Source organism: Legionella drozanskii LLAP-1, from assembly GCF_001467585.1.
Lineage (GTDB): Bacteria > Pseudomonadota > Gammaproteobacteria > Legionellales > Legionellaceae > Tatlockia > Tatlockia drozanskii.
On sequence record NZ_LNXY01000004.1, the window covers coordinates 19,489 to 42,184 of the forward strand.

Genomic DNA, 22,696 nt, shown 5'->3' on the forward strand with positions numbered 1-22,696 from the left:
CGGGGTCGTAGGTTGCTAAGCTCCAACCTAGGATGCAAGAATCTGCAACAACGCTTAAGTTCCTGAAGGCAATCAGCACCCAGTGCTTGATAGTATATACTTAAAATAAAGTTTTAACCATTTAGCATAGCTCGAATAGGGTGAATTTTTAAAACTAGAAATGGATATTGCAATGCTTGAACGGGAACTGAAAACGAAAATTGCCAATACATTAAGCCGATACAAGCTAAAATGTGATCAGCTTGAAGATGAAATTAATGTGCTTAAAAGTGCTATTTATCAATTAAGCCTTTTGCCTAATAGTATTCATGTCGGGCTTAATAAGCAGATGCAAAATTTGCAAGCCAATCTCAAAGAAAATAAAGACAGTAAAAAAATTAAGAAAAGCGTGGAGTCACTCGTTAGTGCGATGTCGAATATAAAAGAAAAGGAAAAACCATCACCCCACCAAACAACAACTGCCCCCTTGCTTAATAACCAAATCAATAGTCGATTTAATCAATTATTAGAACATTTGCTTATTCCAGAAGATCTGTCTAATAAATTTCAAGCGGTTAAAGAAAATTTAAATCAGCAATTAACGGCGGAATTACTCACTAAAGTAGTGGATTCTATAACCGATTTAGTCATCGAATCCTTTAATCTCGAGCATAACCAATTCAAAGGATTTTTAAATAAATTTGTTGATTATCTTCATGATTTTAGTAGATATTTGGAGCTGACAGACCTAAATAATGTGGAAAGCCATCAGGAGTCAGGGAAATTTGAAACTGAGTTAGAAAACAGTATTCAACAAATCCATCAACATATCGGTGAAGCAAAAACAATCGAAGAACTAGCTGATAAGGTAGAAGATAGTTTAGAAGAAATTGGCGAGCATATCCGATTACATCGCGAAAAGGAACAACAACGAATCAAAGAATATGATGAAAAGATAATGAGCCTGCAAAGTAAATTAGAAGAAGCTGAATGTGGTGCTGAAAAAATAAGGAATCAATTGACATTCCATAAAGTCAGAATTAACCAAGATTCCTTAACAGGATTACCCAATAGAACTGCCTACGATGAATACATATTAGCTGCATTTCACCGTTGGCAAAGAGGATTTGGTGAGTTATCGCTTGGAATAGCTGATATCGATAATTTTAAAGCGATCAATGATAAATACGGCCATTTAGCAGGGGATAGAGTACTCAAAAAAGTAGCATCAATTTTTAAATCATCGATTCGCGCGGTTGATTTTATTGCCCGTTATGGCGGCGAAGAATTTATATTTCTTTTTGAAAGAACCTCAGCCCCTGATGGTGGAAAAGTACTGGAAAATTTGCGCATTGCAGTTGAAGAATGTGAATTTTATTATCGTGATACAAGGGTGCTAATCACTGCATCCTTTGGTCTTACTGCTTTTCAGCATGAAGATACCTTGGATAGCTTTTTTGCGAGAGCGGATGAGGCGATGTATCAAGCTAAGAAAATGGGACGTAATCAAGTCATAGTCCTCTAATGAAAACTGACTTTGGTGATCGGTTGGACCGCGAAAAGCATGACGGAAAGTGCTTGTTGATCTTGGGTCCGCGCAATGACTTTCTCTTGACAATGAAGTTGTAAACCCCGGCTCTTACATAGCGCTTTAATATAATCGGGATGATGACTAAAGCGGGCAGTCGCTTGTAATTGCCAAGGTTCTTTCTCGCTAATTTCTGTCGTAAAAATGAAATAGCCTTTTTCACTTAATCGTTCTGCTACCGCTGTAAATAAAGGGTCTAAATCGCCGATATAAGGCAATACATCGGCAGCAACTATGAGTTCATAGTGCTGTTTATCCTTTTGTAAAAAAGACACGAGATCGGCTTCGACTAAATGGTCGTAAATGTCCTTATTCTTGGCCTGGGTAAGCATTTTTGCAGCAATATCAACGCCTGTTAAATGCTGGCAAATTTCCCGCAGTACTACCCCGGACAAACCCGTCCCACAGCCCAAATCGATGGCCTGTCCCACCTGGAAAAGATTGAGATGATGAATTAATTGAGCAATTTGCTGCGGCAAACTGTAGTGCAAAAGGCTTTGCATGTGCTGATCATAATAAAGTGCGTAATTATTGAACAAATTCATGGCATAATCAGGACTTGTTTTGGTTTTGACTTGGGTACCACTAAGCGCATCGAGCATATGGCGACTGGCAGCATCTTTGGGGTTAGCGACAACAGCACGAGTAAGGAGATTTCGTGCTTTTTCTTTATCTTCAAGGCGGATATAGATCGCTGCTAAATTATTGAGCGCCGCAAAATGATGTTCATCTTGATTTAGCAGGCGCTCAAAATGAAGCATCGCCTCGCTTAAATGACCTAGAGCCATTTGAGCAACGCCCGAGTTGTAGAGATACTCAATATTGTCAGGTTCTTTTTGCAGTAAAACATCATAATGCATGAGCGCATTTTCAAAGCGATCATGATGCATGAAGGTCGCTGCAAGATTATTCCTTGCTTCGATGTGTTCATTATTTATAGCCAATGCTTTAGTAAAATAATCGATTGCGAGTTGAGGTTCCTCTTGTTTGAGGGCAATAACACCTAGATTAGTTAGCGCTTCAACTTGATTATTATCTTGTGCTACCACATTTTGAAAATGCGTTTTCGCTTCTTCTAATTGGCTCGCTTCTAAATCAAGTAAGCCTAAATAAAATTCGGCATCCAAATTTCCAGGATTAAGCGTTAACACATTGTTAAATTGCACTTTCGCCGCAGCTAATTGATTATTTTTCAATAGGAAAAGTCCTAAATTAAAATGAGCCGCAACAAAATCGGGCTCAGCATGCACGGCTTCACGATAATGATGCAGTGCAGGTTTGTAGTGATTCTGAGTAGCGTACAATCCTGCTAAATTATGATGTGCTTGAGCATAATTGGGTATAAGTTGAATGGCGGATTGATAGTGTTGGATGGCTTTATCAATGTTCTGAAAATTTTTATAAGCGTTTGCCAAATTATTATGCAGGCTGGCATCCTTGGAATCTAAGGTGAGTGCTTGTTCCATTAATTCAATCGCGCGCGCCATCTTTCCTTGCTGGGCATGAGCGAGGCCGAGAAAATGCAGTGCTTTACTATGATTAGGATGGGTACTTATTAGTTGTTCATAAAGATGAATTGCTTCGGATAATTGGCCTTTACGGTGCAATTCAAAAGCCTGCTTAAATAAGTCCTCTTCTGCCATCATTAAATTTCTAATTGTTGGCGCAACTGATTTAAAGCTTGTGCGCGGTGACTAATCGTATTTTTAATCTTAGCAGGCAATTGCGCGACTGTGCAGTGGTGGCTAGCAAGATAAAAAATGGGGTCGTAGCCAAATCCTTGTTCACCCATTCGCATTTTACTAATGGTCCCGGAAAATTTTCCTGTGGCAATTAAGGGGGTGGGGTCTTTAGCATGTTCGACTAGAGCAATGGCACAGTAGAAAAAAGCTTGGCGTTGTGAGTCTGGAGTGTGGGCAAGCTTATCTAAAAGTAGGTTGATGTTATCTTCGTCATTCGCATTTGCTCCTGCAAACCGTGCAGAATAAATGCCCGGTGCGCCGTTAAGTGCATGCACAACCAAACCCGAATCATCGGCCAAGGCAGGTTTATTAGCCAGCAGACTGGCATGACGTGCTTTTATAATAGCATTTTCAATAAAACTCAAGCCGATTTCTTCTGCATCAGAGATCCCCAAACTGCGTTGCGCAATGCAGTGCCAGGAGGATAAAATGGCTTCTAACTCAGCGATCTTACCTTTATTAGAGGTTGCTAAAATAATTTCTTTCATGGTCAAGCCGTCAATCAATTCCGATACCTAGGCTTATATCAAATTAGAAGAATTCTTGCTATCGGAAGAATCATAATCCTGACCTGTCATCATGATTGTTGCCCAGGATTATTTTTGCGATTCTAGCTGCAATAGATAGGCTTTGGTTTCTAGCCCACCCGCAAAACCTGTTAATTTGCCATTAGAACCAATGACGCGATGACAGGGTACGATGATGGAGATGGGATTTTTGCCATTCCCTGCACCCACAGCACGTACTGCTGTAGGATGTCCAATTTGTTGAGCTATTTGCCCATAACTTCGTGTTTCGCCAAAAGGAATAGTTATCAGAGCATGCCAAACCTTTTTTTGAAATTCGGTGCCGACAAAATCAAGTTTCAGAGAAAATTGTTTTAGCATCCCGGCAAAATAAGCTTTTAATTGATTTTCTGTTTCAACAAGAATGGGGTGATTTTTAGATTCTTCTGGGGAATTAAGCCGAACTCGTTTTGGATTATCTCCTTCCCAAAGAATTGCTGCCAACCCTTTTTCGCTTGCTACTAATTTAAGTTCACCAACCGGTGATTTCATCATTTTATATACATAACTCATTGGCTTTCTCCCGGAACTTTGATCCAACTATAGTCTGATTGAAGAATAATTCTCGCTATTTTCGGACATCAAAACAAAAAAATAGTAATGTCCGAAAATGGCGAGAAAATCGGGATTAACTTAACTATAATTCAAACAAATGCCTCAACAAGGTCTCTCTCATGATTGATGGGAATGTGGCATACAATGCCCTTAGGTCACACGATCCCCGCTTTGATGGCGTATTTTTTGTCGGCGTCACTTCGACGGGTATTTATTGTCGACCAATCTGTCCGGCTAAAACCCCAAAACTGGAAAATTGTCGTTTTTTTGAAAGCCGTGAAGCAGCAGAAAAGTCGTCTTTTCGACCCTGTTTGCGCTGTCGTCCAGAGTTAGCACCTGGTAATGCGCCTGCAGATAGTACACGACGCATCGCCTATTTAATAGCACGGCAACTGGAAGAAAAGTTGATTAGGGATGGCGCAAATCTTGAGGATATTGCCCAGCAATTCTCAATTGGTTCTCGACAATTGCGCCGCATTCTGCAAAAAGAATTTGGCGTATCACCCATTGAACTCATCCAAACGCGTCGCTTATTGCTAGCCAAGCAGTTGCTCACTGAAACAAGGTTGCCCATTATTAAAGTTGCTTTTGCCAGTGGTTTTTCTAGCCTGCGGCGGTTCAACGACGCCTTTATTAGGCACTACAAAATGCCCCCCACGCGTCTGCGTAAAGAAGTAGCTAAGCATGAAAAAGACATCGATCGTATGGATGCGATAACGCTCCAACTCAGCTATCGCCCCCCTTACGATTGGCCGAGTTTGCTCGAGTTCCTAAGTGCGAGGATGATCAAGGGGGTCGAGCACGTTACTAACGAGAGCTATTTGCGTACCATCCGTTTGGGTAAACATAGTGGTTGGATCAAAGTAATGAATGCTCCACAAAAAAATGCACTGATGGTGGAACTATCTTACTCTTTGACGCCGGTATTACCTACTTTACTAGGGCGCTTGCGGAATATGTTTGATTTGAACACTAGAGCCGATCTTATCATTGCTCAATTGATGAAGGATGAGCGTTTAAAAAACAGCCTAAGCAAAAATCCTGGTTTGCGTCTTCCGGGTGCATTTGATGGGTTTGAGATGGCAATTCGAGCTATTTTAGGCCAGCAGATCACCGTAAAAGCAGCGACAACGATTGCCTGCCGTTTTGCTGTGGCATTCGGTGAGGAGCTTACAACTCCATTTCCAGAGCTAAGTCTGCTCTCGCCTCAACCCGAGCGTGTAGCTAGCGCGACTGTCGATGATATTGCGGGATTAGGAATAGTGAGCGCCCGTGCGAAATCTATAATTGCATTAGCACAAGCTTTTGTATCAGAAACCATTAGTCTTGATGTCGGAATGAGTCCTGAAATAACTATAAAAAAATTGACCGAACTTCCAGGTATTGGTCAATGGACGGCTCATTATATCGCTATGCGTGCACTACATTGGCCAGATGCTTTTCCCAAAGAAGATATCGCCCTTCGCAATAACCTAGGTGGTGTTTCACCCAAACAGGCGGAGGAAATGTCGCAGCTTTGGCGTCCTTGGCGTAGTTATGCCGTGTTACATATATGGAAAAATTTGAAGGAAGAACGAACTCTAGACTTTTCATCTGCATCAGAGTAGGTACAATATTGGGCCTTGGCTCAACATCCGAATACGAACCACTTAATTAGCCTATGAACGATCAACGATTAATTGAAGTAGTTCCCTATGATCCCGCTTGGCCAACTCAATTTTCACTGGAAGCAAGTCTGGTAAAAAATGCTTTAGGTGATAATTGCATTGAAATTCATCATATGGGTTCAACGGCAGTTCCAGGATTAGCGGCCAAACCGGTCATTGATATGATTCCCGTGGTTAAAGATATTAGTAAAGTGGATGCAGCTAATCTGCTCATGGGAAAGCTGGGTTACGAGGCGAGGGGTGAATATGGGATTCTTTTTCGACGATATTTTCAAAAAGGAGGAAATCATCGCACCCATCATGCTCATGTATTTGAAGTAGGCAATCCTGAGATTGAAAGACATTTAAAATTTCGTAATTGGATGAGAGCAAATCCCGAGGATAGAAAGGCTTATGGAAAATTGAAACAGAGCTTGGCTGTTCAATATCCTCATGATATGGACGCTTATTGTTTAGGTAAAGATTCCTTTATTGCAGAGATTGATAAAAAAACAGGTTTTAAAGGACTCAGGATTGTTCATGCACTCACCCCACGAGAATGGGCAGCGGCGAAGCATTTACGGCATTTTTATTTTTTTGATAGGACCGGGATCCCCGATCCCTATACGTGGACCTTTGATGATCCAAAACATATTCATTTTCTACTGTATCAAGGCTCTGACATTGTGGGGTATGCTCACATCCAACAATGGCCAAATCATCGAGCAGCCATGCGTATTATTGTGATTGATGAACCCTATCGTAATCAGGGTATCGGTGGCCAATTTTTGGAACTTTGCGAGCGATGGCTCCGACAGGTTGGATTCATTACAGTACACATTGAGGCCTCAAAAGTCGCAAAAAATTTTTACCTGAAACTGAACTATATAGAGCTGCCATTTAACCATCTCCATGGTTACGAAAGTCACCCTGAGGACATCGCGATGGCTAAGAAATTATGAGTCGTTAGCGAATCGGATAATCCAGATTTTTTCCCGACAATCTCATAAATACCACACCAATCATGGTGATTTGATTTTGGACTCATCGCCAAGAAGATTAAGTTGCGCAGAAAAGGCATAAAGTACGGGTTTTATTGTCTCAGTAACTGTGGGCGACTTTCCATCATTCTATGGTAAATAATTCTCTGTATAAATCAAGCAGCCGAGGGCTGCTTGCTGCTTGATTTGGAAATCAAGGAGCCTAGATATTTAACTCTGCGCCGTGGCTTGAACTTGAGGGTTTTGGATCATCTTTGAGGCTCTCATCTTGCTTTCTAGATGATGTTTGTTTAAACATACCTACCTGACTCGCTGTTCCTGAGTTAGATTGAGAGGATGAACTGAAGGTTACGATCGGGGCGCTATCCGCAAGATGTTGGCCACTAATTGTAGGAACAGTAAACATATCTTCCTGAGCATGTGTGCGCATGCGACGTGTTCTTCCTCGTTTAGGTGCTTCTTCAGCATCTCTTAAATGGTGCCGCTCCTCAGTAGAAAGTGCTAAGTAGTCTTTAAGCTCTCTGCTTTTTCCTGTTTCTATAAAATAGCTATCTTTAATAAACTCCTCACCGTAGAGATCAAGTAGTGTGAAATAAGCATATTTATCTTTCTTTCTGGAACCGGCTTTTTCAATTCGATCTTCTAAACTCATGAAGGCTTCTTTTGCAGGTAAAACCGGAATTCCTTCTTTTTCAACAGCGGTGACATGACTTAAACCAAAGTCTTCCTTATTGATGAGTTGGATTTTTAGATTGGGATGCTTTCCGCTCGTATCAACAATATCAAAATCATAAACTAGTCTTGGACCCCTTGAATTAAAGGTTTGTATTTGATAGGGCGACTCTTGTGTTTTTAGTTGCTCAGCTAGGGCGAGCATTATCTGCTGCGCCAGCGCTGGCTGAGAAACAACTATATCCACATCGTCAGGATTTTCACCCTCTGGAAAATCGACCCCATGTAGCAAAAGCCCCATACTTCCTTGAACAATAGGCTTGACTTTAAACATGGCCGTTTTGTCATAAAACAAGAAAACAGAAGTTATTAATTTCGATATTAGTTTTAGATATTCAGTTGAATGAGTAGATTTTTGACTTGGGGCTTGCTCAAATTTTGTTTGCATGGGGCTGATCTCACAATTTGTTAGCTGTGATCAGAATAAAGACAAAACATTATGAAAATATTAAAAGCAAGCAATAATTTCTTTTTTTGAGTGATCTTAACTATTTTGTTACATAGGAGTTAAGAATCCTGCTTCAACGAAGTTCTCTCTCTACTTAAAGAGCAGAACATTTTAGCTCAGCATAATATTTTCTTAATATAAATGCCCTAAAATTAAGCAAAGGCAAATTTTTTCTATATTGAGGAAGACTTAAATGTCTATTGAAGATAAAGTTCTAGACAAAAATACAAAAGATGCTGGTGCTAAAATAGTTAAGGTTGCTAAATGGGTTTTAACCGTAGACGATTTTTATATTAAGGGATATTTGGAGCCAGCAGTAGCCATGTTATCTAGCGTATTATCAGGGGTTGAGGAAAGGAACTATTTAGCAACTCTTGAGGATGAGCATGTCTTAGTTCTTCGTAATCAATTAGAGACATCACTTTTAAGAATTTCTGATAAAGTAGATAAAATGAAGGATAAATTGGCATTATTGAAGGATATTAATTCACATTTAGATAGCCAAATAAGCGCTGTAAAAGAAGTAAAACAAAAAAATGAAAAAACCATTAATGATAAACAAGCTGAACTTGAAAATACTTCTAGAAATCAGCAAGCAACGTTTTGGTCTTCTTATTTGGCTGATAATAATCCCGGATTTTTTAAGAGTATTTTTCTATTTTTTATACCGCAATCGTCAATTGATGAAGCTAAAAAGGTCTGTAATTATCTTGAGAAATCGCGTGGATTACCGAAAGAAATTCAAGCACTACGTGAAACAAACAAAAAACTGGATGATAGGCTGGATACTTATGAGTGCCAATATGAGGATATAAGAAAGCAGAGAAGAGTCCTGAATGCCTTACAGAGTCAGCAAGAATCCCTGGAAGAAAAGGTCTATGATCTAGTGACCGCTACTGATATTTTATTACCTAAGCTTAGAGAGGAAAACGAAAAAAGTAATGGAGTTATCCCTGAGATTCGTGAAGATGATGAAGATATCTTCCGTTTTGAGTATTAGCCCCGCTATATTCTTTTTATTAAGTTTAAGATGAAGTTTCCTGCAATATCGCTCAGCAAGGTCTAGTATTACCATTCAAACCCAGCCATAGTTAATGTACCGCCAGAATGAATGATTAATACCTTGCCTTTCAGTTGTTCGGTTTCAATGTGTTTTCTTGCCGAATGGAATAATTTGGCTGAGTATATTGGGTCAGCTAATATCCCTTCTTCTCGCGCTAAGCGTTTTATTTCGTTTTTAATCGTTTGATTGACGGCACCAAATGATCTTGCGGTAGCTGGGTAAAAGCAACGAACTTGTAATGGGATAGACCCTATCCAATTCTTAAGTTTGTGGCGAAAAGTGTTTTCCTCATCGGCTAATAAAAGAACATGAATGAATGCTGGGTGATTTAATTCCTTCAATCCTTTTATCAATGCCGCAGCAGAAAAACCGGTACCGGCATCGACAAAAATATGCTGAAAATTCACGCCTGATGATTTTTCATTATTTAAGATATCAATCGCAATACTACTTGCTCCACCCATTGCTTCTGTCACACTAGCGCCTTCACTAAGGACAAATCCAGGTTCTTCAAGTTCCTGCAGATACTGATGAGCGAGTTCTTCGACTTTGGGCCAATCATGACGATCGACCCAAATGATTTCTTGTTCACTTAAAAAGAGACTGCTCAATTTAAAATTGCCTTGGATCTCTAAATTTCGCGGTTTTAACAAAAATGCAGTGGGTTGTAACTTAAATTCTCTAGCCATTTGCAGGGCGGCTAGTAAATTATTGGATTGAGGACCGGCAATAATGATGAGATGCCTAATTCCCTTGTTCATTAAATAAGGCATTAAACTGGCATACTTACGCAATTTGGAACCACTAACCCCGCAACCTAACTCATCATCTCGTTTAACATAGCAAACAACCTCGTTATTAGGAAAATAATTGAGTTTATGAATGCGGCTGGAAAGATTCCATAGTGGTTTTGTCATTAAAAGTAGTTCTACAGTGGAATTTTGGCATTGACTATAGCTCAAGTACTTTACTCATTCTACCTGAGAGCCTATTTTAGCAGCTAGGCAATAGAGGAAATTATAAACTATGACGCAACTAGATGATCTATTTTTAATGTTAAAAAAACAGCTTCGTTCCCAAGGGTTTACTTATAAATTGCTTGCAGAAAAGCTGAAGTTATCGGAAGCCAGTGTCAAGCGCATGTTTACGCAAGAAGATATCAGCTTAAGTCGTTTAGAGGGGATTTGTTCTTGTCTTAGTATGTCCCTATCCGAATTATTTGCGCTTTTAGAGAAAGGAAAAACGCATATTTTGCATTTATCAGAAAATCAGGAAAAGGAGCTAGTTAGCGAGTTGGAATTGTTACTTGTCGCCATCAGCATTCTTAATCATTGGACGTTCAATGATATTTTGCAATATTACACCATTTCCGAACATGCTTTGATTCAATATGTTGCTCGCCTGGATCGAATGAAATTTATCGAGTTACAGCCTGGTAATCGTTTTAAACGCTTGATTGATCCTGATTTTCATTGGATTCCCGACGGTCCAATTCAGCGCTTTTTTCAGGAAAAAATTCAGAATGATTTTTTTACCTGCAATTTTGAAAATCCCAGCGAATTATATTTGGTTAGAAGTGGTATGCTGAGCGAGCAAGATAACCTGTTATTTCAACAATTTCTTAATAAAGCGGCGAATGAATTCGTCAAACTTTGTCGAGATACAGTGGACATTCCGATAGAAAAACGCCATGGGACTGCATTGGTTATTGCAATGCGTCCCTGGGTTCCACATATTTTTGATCGTTTAAAAAGAACTTATTGAGTTAGCAATTGCTTAGCGAGTTGATAATCTCGCTTACCATTGCCAAGCTTTGGTAACACAGCGAGTTGTTTAATTTGCCCCGGTAGGCGAAGTTTAGGAAGATTGGTTGCAATCAAACGCTGCCATAACTCCTTTTCAGCTATGTTTGCAGAGTAAAGGAGAACTAGTTTTTCTCCCTTTTTTTCATCCGGTATTGAAAGCGCCATGAGGTCGATATTTTCCTCCTGAGCATGGTGCTGCCATTCTTGTTCAATCTGGCTTAGACTAACCATTTCGCCTGCAACCTTGGCAAAACGTGAATACCTGTCAACAATCGTAAGAAAGCCGTCCTCATCCAGATGGCCTTTATCGCCGGTTTTGTACCAGATAAAGTTATCGTTATGAATCAGCACTTCCTGCGTTTTTTCAGGTAAATTCAAATAACCCTCCATCACTTGCGTGCCACCTATCAACACAAGCCCATCTTCCCCGAGAGCTAGGTCTTGTAGGGTATCTGGATCGACCACTCTGAAAGCACAGCCCGGTAAGGGGAGTCCGACTGAACCTGTTTTTCCCGCTTTGTGAATATGCCAATCATCCGTAGAAAGCGCATCTGGCAAATTGCAGCTTGCTACTGGCGCTACCTCAGTTGCACCGTAGCCCTCATAAATTTCTAGACTAAATTTTTCTTTAAATTCTTTATAAACAGCCGGGGATAATTTTTCTGCGCCAGCAACTACCATGCGCAATGATTGCAACATTTGCGGGTGAATCGCGGCATTTTGAGTGTACAACCTCAGTAAGCTAGAGGTTGAACAGAAAAGAGTTAGCTTATATTTATAAATCAATTTAGCAATAACTAAGGATTTGGTGGGATCGGGGTAGCAAAGTATCGGGATCCCTTTCAATAGAGGCATTAATGTAGTGACAGTCAGGCCAAAAGCATGAAATAGGGGCAAGGAACTTAGCATAAGATCCTGGTTTTCTATACCAAACACCGTTGCTACCTGATTGATGTTGCCTAATAAATTCGCATGAGTTAGCTTCACCCCTTTAGGTTCGCCCTCAGAACCGCTACTAAATAAAATAGCTGCCGTTGAGTGAATATCGCTTTTTTTGAAGAAAAGAAGTTTGATTAAACTGGCTGGCATCCATTGAGTCAGCAGACCATAACTAAAGATAGTAGTTTTGTTTTTCTGGAATTCTAGGTCCTCCAGATAGATGACGCGGACTGATGCTAATATTTCATTGAGTAGGATACCTCGTTTTTCCAATTGTGTTAAAAATTGACGTGAAGAAATTATTGTACGAATGGAGGCTTGTTTCATCGCGGATTCAAACGATAAGGCACCTGAAGTATAGTTTAAATTAACTATTGTTTTACCCGAAATGAGAATCGCTAAATTAGTTATTACCCCTGCTGTACTGGTCGGTAAAACTAGGCCAACATTCTGTTGTTGATGCAGATATGTTTTTATTTTTCGACTCAAGAAAAGTACGAGACTTAGTAATCGTTGCATGGAGATTTCTTTGCCATTTTCTTCAATAATTGCTGGTAATTGCTTCCTTTTTTTTACTTGATAAAGCCATTCGGACTGGATGTTTTTAAGTTCACTAATGGAATATTTCCACGCTTGGATAGAAAGCTCGGCTACCTTTTGTTTGACCTCCCGAGCATTGCTTGAGATATCCATTTTAGATCCATAAACCACACACACTCGGCGAGGATTGCCCGATTTAATTTTTCTATCATATTCCTTCCTGTATGAGGTTTTAGAACCCCACAGACCGTGAATGTAGAAGGGAATGATGATTGCATTTGCATCGATAGCAGCGCGTTCAAAACCACTGCGGAAAGTCCCCATTTGGCCATTTCGAGTGAGCCGTCCTTCGGGAAACAGAGCAACTACTTCACCCTTATTTAAAGCATTATTAATTTCTACCAGCGCTTTTTGACTAGCACCTGGGGCAATAGGAATAACTTTAAATATCTTGAATAACCAGTTTAAGTACCAAATTTCATAAATTGAGCGTTCCATTACAAAACGTATCGGGCGAGGACAAGCCATTTGCAACACAGCCCAGTCGATAAAGCTAACGTGATTTCCAAGTAATAAAACGCCACCGGAAGAAGGTAGGTTATCTAATTGATGAACACTAAGACGATAAAATCGTGAAGCGATAAAATACAACCCATAGCGGATCAGGGATTGTGGCAAAGTAGCGAGGGTATAAATCGAACCAATTAAGGCAATAACAAATAAACCATAAAGCAAGTATTGGCTGTCCACACCCATTACACTGAGAACTACAGTCACTCCTAAAAAACTTAACATAAAGCAATTTTGTAGAAAGTTGTTTGCCGATTGGACCTTACCCGATTCTTGTCGCGGTGCATTAAACTGGATTAAGGCATTAAGTGGAACAATGAACATGCCGCCAAAAAAACCATAGACTAAAAACAGCATGACAATAGCTGTAGTATTAGAGAGAAAAGAGAGGATAAAAAGTCCAAAAGCAATGCCAATGGCCGCTACCGGAATCAAACCCGTTTCTACAAATCCTTTAGATACTCTACCCGCATACAAAGCTCCCGATAAAATGCCAATTCCCGCCATGGCAAGCGACCCTTGAGCAAAGAAAACACTAACCGGCCCGACATGATCTTTTAAATAAGCCCCATAACTTGCCAAGAGAACTTGGTTGATAGCCCAAAACACAGATAAGCCAATCATGCATGAAAAAATGATGGGAGACTGACGAGTTTTGTTGAAATAGGACTTTAAATATCTGCCTTTAAAATAGTGAGATAATTCATAATGCGATTGGGGATCGACCGCTTTATTTTTTACTAAATTAAAGGTCATCAATGTTTCAAAAATTGAAAAAGCAATCAGCAAAAATCCTGCTGGTGCAAAGGATTGAAGTAATAAAATTTTGTCATTACTACTTTGTAAACCAGTAATTTTTATGCAGTAGCTAAAAATAGAAGTAAAAACAATCGTGCCAGCAAGAATAGCAATAATTGTTAAGGTTTGAATGATGGCATTGACTTGAGAGAGATGCTCTTTACCAAATAATTCCTTAATGTAACCATATTTTGCTGGTGAATTCAGTGCGCTTTGAATCGCTAATAAAAAAGTCAATGAAAACGCTCCCCAAAAATATCCCCGAAAATAACAGCAAGTGACCAGAATAGTTAAAGGAATCGCAGCGGCCGCAGTCACTTGCAACACTTTTGCTTTGGGAAATTTATCAGCAATAAATCCAGAGGGGGTAAATAATAAAATATAAGGTAAGAGAATTAGTGCATTAATTATCGATGAAAAAATGGTGTAGGCTGGCCCAGTTAGCGTTTGATAGAGTGTATCTTGTATTAATATTTTATGACCTAAATCAATAAAAGTATTAAAGAAAACAAGCATCATATAAGGAAAGAAGCCTTTAATTTTTGTTAATGTCATTTTGTACTCCTAGAAACTCTCATAATTGCTTTCAATAGAAGAAAAAACTCGTAGAAAAAAATATTATTTCTTTAAACATTTACCCTTCTAAAGTCATTGCAATTTAATCGAATCAAATGATTTGTTCTATGGTTATGTGCATTTACTATTTTGCTTAGACTATAGGTATAAGAAATTAATACTATTAGCCTTGTATAGATGTGAGCTGCAGGAAGAAATTCGCATGAAATAGTTTGAGTTTTGTTAAGAAATAAAACCAATTAACAGCGAAACTGTTAATTGGTTAAGTAGAATTTAAATGTACATTGAATATCGGACTTCTTCGAACCGAGCTTCATCTCTGGCTTTCTCTTCTTCATCCGCTTTTGCTTTTCTTTCTTCTTTCTCTTTTCGAGCGTTCTGTTCCTCGAGTTTAAGCTTATTTTTAGTTTTTAATTCGCTTAAAATTTCAGTTAATAAAGAATTAGTCTCTTGCGCGCGTATTTCTCGAGCCTGGGTTGGTTGATGTGTTTTTTTGGGCTTGTGATTAAAGAAATGTGGCTTGTTTGCACGAGTGTGATTTATTTCTTTATCCTCATTGACTGCTTGAGTTGTTGCGTTTTTTTTACCCATCATGATCTCCTTATACTTGTGAGCACTTCCAGATTAATCTAAATCTTGTATAAAATGCAAATGATTTTGTCAGTGTTTGCAAATTTTGTATTGATTGAAACCAGATAATAAGATTTTGTTATCCAGCTCTATTTTTTATGTTTTATGGTTATTTACGAATATTAAGCTTCTAAAGCCCAGTAAGTTGTAAATGTTGAGTATCTAACTGATCTAAAAGAAGTTTAGGATCAGAACTGACTTGCGGAATTTTTGCTTGCTCTTGGCTTATGAATTCATTAGTTGTGCAGGTTTCAATGAATTCGAGCAGATGCTTAAAATAGTCTTGAATATTTAAAAATCCTAGAGGTTTACTGAGGAGTCCTATTTTAATAGCATTCCAAGTTTCCAAAGCTTCCTCAAGCGTACCTAAACCCCCTGGCATGACTACGAATGCATCGGCATGTTGTTGCATCCATAATTTTCTTTCCTGCATGGTTTCTACGATATGGAGAGCATCTAAGGTCTCAAGAGGTATTTCCTTCTTGAGCAGCTGAGAAGTTGTTACACCAATCACCTTGCCCCCATTTTCTTTTATTGTAGTAGCCAGAAGACCCATTAACCCCATACTCGAACCGCCATAGATAAGAGTTAAATCTTTTTTAACAATTTCATTGGCCAGGGTAATTACTGCTTGGGTAAATAGGGGATGGTTACCAAAATTTGCCCCTAAATAAACGCAAAGTGATTTCATTTTAAGTCATTAAAAAAGTGGTTACGATACCTTATTAATAGAAATAACAAAAGGGGTTTAAAATGACGGAGCTAAACTATTGCTAACCTCTTTTGTAATTTATAGACTTCCTCGATTCAATTAGGCCTGATGTCAATAAGAATGAGTTATGACTAAGGGATGTTCACCCAGTAATAGGAGTTTAAAAATGAATCAGTATCAAGGGGAATGTCTATGTGGTGCCTGTCGGTATGTCATCACAGCAGAACAAAAACCCCTAGCAATGTATTTGTGCCACTGTAGTCGATGTAGAAAAGAAACTGGCACGATTCATGGTGCCAATGTGTTCTTTGAAGAGGCTCAATTATTATGGAAGAAAGGCAAAGATAATATTAGCTTCTTCAAGTTAGAAAATACAAGAAAACAACGAGCATTTTGCAAGATTTGTGGTAGCCCACTTCCTAGACAGGAAAACAGCCAGGTTATTTTGCCCGCAGGCTCATTAGATAATAATATTTCTCTTGAACCAACGGCGCATATTTTCTATGAAAGTCGCTCAACTTGGGAAGATAGGCTAATAGATTTAAAACGATTTGATGAGCTACCAAAAGTTGAGTGAAGCAGATTTATATACTATTTCTTATCATGGATTAAGGACTGCCGTCATTGGCCAATGTCTTTGCTAGGATCTGCCATTAAGGAAATTTTGATATGCATAAGTTGCAGCGCGAATTTTATAATAGAGAGACCAGTCTAGTGGCGAAAGAGTTGCTTGGGCATTGCTTAGTTCATGAGGTTCAAGGAATAAAAAAAATAGGAAGAATAGTAGAGGTTGAAGCCTATTTGGGAGAGCAGGATTTAGCATCCCATACTGCTCGAGGTTTAACAAAGCGCACGGCAATTATGTTTGGACCGCCTGGATATGCGTATGTCTATATGATTTATGGCAGGTACTTTTGCTTAAATGTGGTAACAGAATCTGTCGGAGTAGGCGCTGCGGTATTAATCCGCGCCATTGAACCCATCGCAAACATCCACGAACGAACTCAAGGGCCTGGCTTATTATGCCAATCTATGTCTATTGACCGTCAATTAAACGGTCAGGATTTATTAAGCGATAAGCTATTTATTAACGATATGGAATATAAAAAACCAGAATATATTGTAGAAACACCTAGAATTGGTGTTTCCTATGCCAAAGAGTGGGCTGACAAATTATTACGATTTTATATTCAAGACAATGCCTTTGTTTCGCGCCTTAAGCAGAAGTAGCTTGATGCAGCGAAGCGGAACCAAGGTTTCAACCGTTCCCTTATCTGATTAATCGTCGGTCATGAGATGACATAAAAACCAATGGTCGATCAATATTTGCCTAAGCTGTTCTAATAATCTACAATTGTTTTAGGTTACCTAATTAAGGTTTAACTATGAGCAAAAAAAAAAAACTATCCTATGTTGTTGACGCTAGTGAATTAAAGGTTAGATTTGCTGAGTTAAAGAAATCAATTGAAGCAATTAATGATCCTGGCTCATTCATCCCGGGCCGTGTGCATAATCATTTGCTCCGAAAGGGCGTCTATGAAGATACGATAGAAAGTTTAAGAAGACCCAATAAACAGAATTATTTTAAAAATGAAAAAATGAATAATTTTGCTAAATTTACTTTGGGCACAGAGAACCTAACTTCAGAAGCTTTTGCTGAATACAATCAAGGTATAAGGGAATATTTTCTTGAGTTGCCTGAAAAAATTCAAGAACTTAAAAAAGTGAAACGAGAATTAAAAACATTGATCCAAGCAGCTGATAAACGGGTTCCAGCCCTTTTTAAAACGGGGAATGTGAAAGAGTCTATTCGTGATGTGGTAGATTTGGAAAAGGTTACTGAGTTATTGGCCTTTGCCGAAGAAACACGCGATCTTATGGAAGCCAATCGTGAGCTTTTTGTATCGAATGATAGTGATAATTATACTTTATATTGATAACTAGTCGCGTACTGTCTCGAAGTTTGCAAATCTTCGTGAAAGATTTCGAGACGGCTTTGCAATCAGTAGACTATATAAATCTGAATGCACTTTCCTTTATCAAGCCTAGCAACTACGCTTTTAAAATTTATACCGTTATTATTTCATTTTTGTGAAGCCTAAAATATTTAGGCCATTTTCAATATGGTTTATTACGTTGGGCTGTGATAATAGATATTGTCCTATATGCCTTGTTAGTTGATTTTGAGCGACATTAAACGCCTCAGCGAATTCGCTTTTTTTAAAATCTCCTTGACCTATATACATTAAAGCAACCAAAGTTGCTTGTTGGTCAGGAGGTAAGTTATTTATTGTGGCAAGTAGGTTTTGATACTCAGGATCAGATAAAATATGCGATGTATCTTCCTGAGTGGTCAATTTGGGATATTCATCTATCTTTCCCTGAAAATGCTTTATTTTAGCAAGAATATTTCTAACTTTTTGAGGTTCGATATTCATCATTTAGATTTCTTTTCCCGTTATATCTTAATTATAGTCTAAAGACTTTGATGCAGTTTTACTGCCAGTAATTAGATAACATAAACGCAAAAAAACTTGTTTAGTTTTGTTGCCGCGTCTCAACGGTTGAGCTATCTGTACCAATTAAAACGTAGCTTTTTAGTCGAAGAGAAAATTGATGCAACACATCCAACCCTGATTCTTCCGCTTTTTTGCACCATTGGCTTAAAGAATCAATTAACTCCTTTTGAGAGGATACTTTTTTTAGCCAAATTTGTTGCAATGATTGACGATAATTATAAACCAGCTGTAATTGTTCAAAACGATTTAGTAAGGCTTGCAAATGCGAATTTGTATTTGTAGTTTCTTGGCGCAATAGACGGTTAGCCGACTTAAACAAATACCATTCATTTTTATTTTTAATATGCTTGCGTTTTTCATTTTTCAATACGGGAACAATCACCCCTTTGTAATAATCGGACATAATTTGAAAACGATTACCAATGACGGCTCTTATGGTATGTAAATCAACAGCTAGTTTGGTATGGTCTCTTGCTAATTTTGGAGGTAATTTTTTTACCTTAGCAAGCCCCAAAAAGCCTAGGCAACGTATATAAAACCAACCTAAGTCGAATTCCCACCATTTCACAGAAAATTTAGCAGAAGAAGCATAGGTGTGATGATTATTATGAAGTTCTTCCCCACCTATTAAGAAGGCTAAAGGAAATACATTGGTTGACTGATCCTGGCATTCAAAATTGCGATATCCCCAATAATGACCTACGCCATTCACTACCCCTGCAGACAGCGGAATCCACATCATTTGTATCGCCCAAACAGTAATTCCAGGAATACCAAATAGGAGTAAATCGATTAGAAACATAAGAAATAGTCCACGGCTTGAGTGACTAGAATATAAATTTCGCTCAATCCAGTCATTTGGAGTCCCATGAGAATATTTTTCAATCATCTCTTTGTCTCTTGCTGCTTCGCGATACAATTCCGGAACCTGCCAAAAGACTTTTTTTATACTAGAAACTTGGGGACTATGTGGATCCCCTTCAACATCTGTCATTGCATGGTGTTTACGATGGATAGCAACCCACACTTTTGTCACCATACCGGTGGTCAACCAAAGCCAGAATCGAAAAAAATGACTCACAATTGGATGGAAGCTTAAAGCTCGATGAGTTTGGCAACGATGCAAATATAGAGTAACTGAAGCAATGGTGATTTGCGTTAGTAAAAAAACTGCTAAAACATATCCCCAAACTGGTAGGTTTAAGATGCCAAATATCATAAAGAGTCTCACTTATCTATTTTAACTCAATTCCATTGCCACTATTGACTTAAGAATTCCATTTAGAGTTAATTGTTTCAATTTATCTTCAGCACAAAAACAGCCTACCTAGTAGAACACATCTGAAATAGATAACCCAGTTTAATTATAGTACATAACGGTTTGCATTCTCCTCACCACTTGGTTAAACCATAGAGCGGAACTGATTCTCTCTTTTGCCGAAAAGAAAAAAGAAATCAATGATTACTTGGGTAGAATACAAGCAGTTTTGGCTGCATAAAAGCAAAGAAATGCAGGATATTGAGAGTACTATAGCTATTGAGATAAAACCATCCTTTTCACCCCATAAATATTCGTTCAGTACTATACTTAAAATGCAACTCTTTTATCAAGGAAGTCATCATGCTTAGTACTATCATATTAATTTTATTGATTCTTTTTCTCATAGGTGGATTACCAACTTGGGGATACAGTAGAGGATGGGGATATCGACCTGCTAGTATTATTGGACTTATCTTGGTGATATATCTCATTTTGGTTTTATTGGGTAAAGTCCCACTCGGATAATGAACAAATAAATTGTTTTAAAGAAAAAGCCAGAGACGAAAGTCCCTGGCTTTTTCTTAAGGGCTTTACTGTTAGCGCATATCCTCATCAACGCGGGTTTCTGAGGTGACCTTAGCTATTTCCTTTCGTTTACAACTCATGCCACAGCAAGCGCCTATACAACTGGACAGCGCTCCCACAAAAAAAAGTAAAAATATCAGCCAGGAGCTACCCTCTAAAGTATCGGGTGATACTCTAACAAGAGATTGGCTAGCGACGGCTTCTTTATTCTGAGTAGCAGGCCCCAAGTTTTTGTTCTCTGTAGCGAGATCAACCTTTTGCGGCAGTGTATCCGAAACGACCACTGTAGGCGCTAGAACCTTATTATACCCTGAAATATAGTGGGTTAAAGGCATTACAAATAAGGCAGCTAATAACAAGGAAATACTCCATGTTATAAAGCCATAGAGCACGCCTCCATGACAATGACCATAATGATATCGTCCTAAATATCCAGCTACAAAACCTGCGGTACCCATTGATGCAATGACACCAATTAAAAGTCCAAGAAATCCTCCAATTGCAATGGTAGTTGCTCCAGTGGAAGAAGAATTATAGGCACTCAAACTGATTGCAATACCAAACAGTTGGAGTAAAAAACCTAGTCCCACTCCCACAAAGGCTCCAGAAATGATTGCAGACCAAGACATACGAGGTTGATAGGGTAAGCAATCAGAAGCTGTAGGATCGGTTGATATGTTATGATTATGCATAATTAAGTCCTTTTAAAGTACGTGGGAAACCACCCAAATTAATAGTAAGATACTGATAGGAACACCTAATAACCACCCCAAAATATAACCCATGATAATCTCCTTATATATATTCCTATTAAGTATAGTAGACGATACAACTAAGTAGTTTGAAATTTAAGTATAGGCATTAAATGCTGCTCTTCAAAGGTGATCATTCACGGGAGACTGCGAGCTCAGATAAGCCCAATTTACTCAAGCATTGGTATTAAGGAAAGCTACGATAGAAGATATATATAGTCGTCTTCCATTTAGAAATTAAATCAATTTAGCGGTGTCGTCTTGACTAGGTTGTTGCTGCTCAGCAAATGGATAATCGCCAAGCACGCGATGATTAACAATATCTAGATAAAATTCTTTTGTGCCTTGAGTTTGTCCTTTACCTGGATGTTCAATCGCTTCTTGAGCGAATTTTACGATTTTATCATAAGCAGTTTTAGCATCAACTTCTCCATCATCAAATGCCTTAATTTCTTTAAGAATCTTATCAATACGATGGGGAACTCGCTGGTCATCATTATCCACTCCGCCTTTAAAGAGAATAAAAAAAATACCAACTTTCCATGGGGTATTTCTAATATGATCTTTGATATTTTTTAAATGTGTCTCAATAGGGGGATTGTCCGAGAATTCTGGCATTTCTACATCTTTTACCAGTGCCTCAAAAAAACTTTCTCCCTCTTCTTGGGGTGGTGTTTCTAGAGTTATCGCCTTTTCCCCTCTCTTTATTTCTTCAGCACTCAGCTGGGGCAAAAGTTGTGTACATTGGAAAACAGGCGCAGAAATTAAACCTTTGGAGGAAAAACCTGGACATTGCTTTCCAGCTTGTTGCATTAAAAGCCACATTTTTTTTACATTGTCATTTAGAACTGTTACATAATCTTTTAAATCAGGTATAGATGACTCCTCATATCGTTCGCGAATGAGATTATTAGCCTGGGCTTTCTCAAAACTAAATTCCTCACCTTCCATGGGTATCCATTCTTGATTTGCAACATAAGTCCGCATTAATATGCCAACAAAACGATTCCCACTACGAATGGGATTCTGGGTTTCTACCTCAAACTCTAATTTCATTATCGACTGTATGATTTTTAAAATCATCTCATTGTCGCCATTAGCCTTTTTTATAATTTGTTCAGCCAAATAAGTTTTTATCGACTCCGGAATTGTAGTCGTCTTTTTATATTCTTCCTGAGTCAAGCCAATATTAGCTAAATATAGATCCGGTCGTTCGGATGTAATTAATGCTTTTAACGTAGGGTCTAGCTTAGAAAAATTATCTTGTTCATAAAGTGGCAAATTTTTTATTATATCGCTAAGAGCTTTCGTTAAGGACATATTGTTTTCCTTAAAAAATAATTACTCTCCCAGTATAGATGGAAAAAATTAAGACAAAATTAAGTTTCAATGACTAATGCAGAGCGCAGAATTGCCTCAACTTAACTGTTACCGAAGGGGACGGGGAAAGATAGGGGCGAGCATGGATTTATATTTAAAACATCAACCTAGACGTTATCAACGAATCTCCAGGTTGGTAAAGAAGCGTATTCAGGACTAGTTGGTGAAACGCATGGTTATCATCGAAAATCAGCAACGCGACTATTAACAGCCAGTCATAGCATTTCTTGTAAGACAGATTAGATATTATTTTGAGCTTAAATCATACAAAAAGCTCCTGTTGAATATTATTTGTTCATGCAATAGAAT

The 22,696-nt window shown here is 38.5% G+C and carries 21 protein-coding genes; 9 read left to right on the forward strand and 12 right to left on the reverse strand.

The window, feature by feature from the left end; genetic code table 11:
• The first annotated feature begins 172 nt into the window (after positions 1-172).
• Positions 173-1,504 (forward strand): GGDEF domain-containing protein, encoded by a 1,332-nt coding sequence (locus Ldro_RS02865; RefSeq protein WP_058494929.1) that lies wholly within the window; start codon positions 173-175, stop codon positions 1,502-1,504.
• On the opposite strand, the gene Ldro_RS02870 is transcribed toward Ldro_RS02865, so the two are convergent.
• The 3 genes from Ldro_RS02870 to Ldro_RS02880 all read right to left on the reverse strand — a co-directional run bounded on the left by Ldro_RS02870 (position 1,501) and on the right by Ldro_RS02880 (position 4,388).
• Entirely contained in the window at positions 1,501-3,210 is a 1,710-nt protein-coding gene (locus Ldro_RS02870) for a tetratricopeptide repeat protein (RefSeq protein WP_058494963.1), read from the reverse strand. The two genes, Ldro_RS02865 and Ldro_RS02870, sit on opposite strands and share 4 nt — an antisense overlap.
• Positions 3,211-3,212: 2 nt before the next feature.
• Complete coding sequence (rdgB, locus tag Ldro_RS02875; protein WP_058494930.1) at positions 3,213-3,797, reverse strand: RdgB/HAM1 family non-canonical purine NTP pyrophosphatase; 585 nt, start codon at positions 3,795-3,797, stop codon at positions 3,213-3,215.
• 108 nt (positions 3,798-3,905) lie between these two features.
• Positions 3,906-4,388 carry a methylated-DNA--[protein]-cysteine S-methyltransferase gene (locus tag Ldro_RS02880; RefSeq protein ID WP_058494931.1) on the reverse strand — a complete coding sequence of 161 codons (483 nt, stop codon included), beginning with the start codon at positions 4,386-4,388 and terminating at the stop codon, positions 3,906-3,908.
• A 161-nt stretch (positions 4,389-4,549) separates the two neighbouring features.
• Between Ldro_RS02880 and Ldro_RS02885 the strand changes: the two genes are divergently transcribed.
• Together Ldro_RS02885 and Ldro_RS02890 are read left to right on the forward strand one after the other, a co-directional pair.
• Positions 4,550-6,037: an AlkA N-terminal domain-containing protein gene (locus Ldro_RS02885; RefSeq protein WP_058494932.1), complete on the forward strand. Its 1,488-nt coding sequence runs from the start codon at positions 4,550-4,552 to the stop codon at positions 6,035-6,037.
• A gap of 53 nt (positions 6,038-6,090) precedes the next feature.
• Positions 6,091-7,038 (forward strand): bifunctional GrpB family protein/GNAT family N-acetyltransferase, encoded by a 948-nt coding sequence (locus tag Ldro_RS02890; protein WP_058494933.1) that lies wholly within the window; start codon positions 6,091-6,093, stop codon positions 7,036-7,038.
• 241 nt (positions 7,039-7,279) lie between these two features.
• Here the strand turns inward: Ldro_RS02890 and Ldro_RS02895 are convergent, their stop codons facing one another.
• A complete protein-coding gene (locus Ldro_RS02895) occupies positions 7,280-8,197 on the reverse strand; it encodes a hypothetical protein (protein WP_058494934.1) in 918 nt (305 codons plus the stop codon).
• A 253-nt stretch (positions 8,198-8,450) separates the two neighbouring features.
• On the opposite strand from Ldro_RS02895, the gene Ldro_RS02900 reads away from it, so the two are divergent.
• Complete coding sequence (locus Ldro_RS02900; RefSeq protein WP_058494935.1) at positions 8,451-9,257, forward strand: hypothetical protein; 807 nt, start codon at positions 8,451-8,453, stop codon at positions 9,255-9,257.
• A gap of 68 nt (positions 9,258-9,325) precedes the next feature.
• Here Ldro_RS02900 and Ldro_RS02905 read toward each other — a convergent pair whose 3' ends face one another.
• Positions 9,326-10,237: a pyridoxal-phosphate dependent enzyme gene (locus Ldro_RS02905; protein WP_058494964.1), complete on the reverse strand. Its 912-nt coding sequence runs from the start codon at positions 10,235-10,237 to the stop codon at positions 9,326-9,328.
• Between the two features lie 109 nt (positions 10,238-10,346).
• Between Ldro_RS02905 and Ldro_RS02910 the strand changes: the two genes are divergently transcribed.
• Positions 10,347-11,084: a helix-turn-helix domain-containing protein gene (locus Ldro_RS02910; protein WP_058494936.1), complete on the forward strand. Its 738-nt coding sequence runs from the start codon at positions 10,347-10,349 to the stop codon at positions 11,082-11,084.
• Here Ldro_RS02910 and Ldro_RS02915 read toward each other — a convergent pair.
• The 3 genes from Ldro_RS02915 to Ldro_RS02925 form a co-directional block, all read right to left on the reverse strand.
• On the reverse strand, positions 11,078-14,527 hold the full coding sequence (locus tag Ldro_RS02915) for an acyl-[ACP]--phospholipid O-acyltransferase (RefSeq protein WP_058494937.1): 3,450 nt from the start codon (positions 14,525-14,527) through the stop codon (positions 11,078-11,080). The two genes, Ldro_RS02910 and Ldro_RS02915, sit on opposite strands and share 7 nt — an antisense overlap.
• Positions 14,528-14,821: 294 nt before the next feature.
• On the reverse strand, positions 14,822-15,142 hold the full coding sequence (locus Ldro_RS02920; protein ID WP_131764386.1) for a hypothetical protein: 321 nt from the start codon (positions 15,140-15,142) through the stop codon (positions 14,822-14,824).
• A gap of 166 nt (positions 15,143-15,308) precedes the next feature.
• A complete protein-coding gene (locus Ldro_RS02925; protein WP_065235893.1) occupies positions 15,309-15,869 on the reverse strand; it encodes an LOG family protein in 561 nt (186 codons plus the stop codon).
• Positions 15,870-16,056: 187 nt separating this feature from the next.
• Here Ldro_RS02925 and Ldro_RS02930 point away from each other — a divergent pair, with 187 nt between their 5' ends.
• From Ldro_RS02930 to Ldro_RS02940, 3 genes are all read left to right on the forward strand, one after another.
• A complete protein-coding gene (locus Ldro_RS02930; RefSeq protein WP_058494939.1) occupies positions 16,057-16,467 on the forward strand; it encodes a GFA family protein in 411 nt (136 codons plus the stop codon).
• Between the two features lie 92 nt (positions 16,468-16,559).
• Positions 16,560-17,120: a DNA-3-methyladenine glycosylase gene (locus Ldro_RS02935; protein ID WP_058494940.1), complete on the forward strand. Its 561-nt coding sequence runs from the start codon at positions 16,560-16,562 to the stop codon at positions 17,118-17,120.
• 155 nt (positions 17,121-17,275) lie between these two features.
• Positions 17,276-17,827, forward strand: a complete 552-nt coding sequence (locus Ldro_RS02940; RefSeq protein ID WP_058494941.1) for a hypothetical protein — start codon at positions 17,276-17,278, stop codon at positions 17,825-17,827.
• A 141-nt stretch (positions 17,828-17,968) separates the two neighbouring features.
• Here Ldro_RS02940 and Ldro_RS02945 read toward each other — a convergent pair whose 3' ends face one another.
• Positions 17,969-18,331: a DUF3775 domain-containing protein gene (locus Ldro_RS02945; RefSeq protein ID WP_058494942.1), complete on the reverse strand. Its 363-nt coding sequence runs from the start codon at positions 18,329-18,331 to the stop codon at positions 17,969-17,971.
• Positions 18,332-18,428: 97 nt separating this feature from the next.
• A complete protein-coding gene (locus Ldro_RS02950) occupies positions 18,429-19,628 on the reverse strand; it encodes a DesA family fatty acid desaturase (protein WP_058494943.1) in 1,200 nt (399 codons plus the stop codon).
• Positions 19,629-20,030: 402 nt separating this feature from the next.
• On the opposite strand from Ldro_RS02950, the gene Ldro_RS15890 reads away from it, so the two are divergent.
• Positions 20,031-20,195, forward strand: coding sequence for a DUF3309 family protein (locus Ldro_RS15890; RefSeq protein WP_065235894.1), 165 nt, complete (start codon positions 20,031-20,033; stop codon positions 20,193-20,195).
• A gap of 71 nt (positions 20,196-20,266) precedes the next feature.
• On the opposite strand, the gene Ldro_RS02955 is transcribed toward Ldro_RS15890, so the two are convergent.
• Positions 20,267-20,947 (reverse strand): hypothetical protein, encoded by a 681-nt coding sequence (locus tag Ldro_RS02955; protein WP_238583946.1) that lies wholly within the window; start codon positions 20,945-20,947, stop codon positions 20,267-20,269.
• A gap of 297 nt (positions 20,948-21,244) precedes the next feature.
• Entirely contained in the window at positions 21,245-22,327 is a 1,083-nt protein-coding gene (locus Ldro_RS02960) for a hypothetical protein (protein ID WP_058494944.1), read from the reverse strand.
• Positions 22,328-22,696 lie beyond the last annotated feature (369 nt).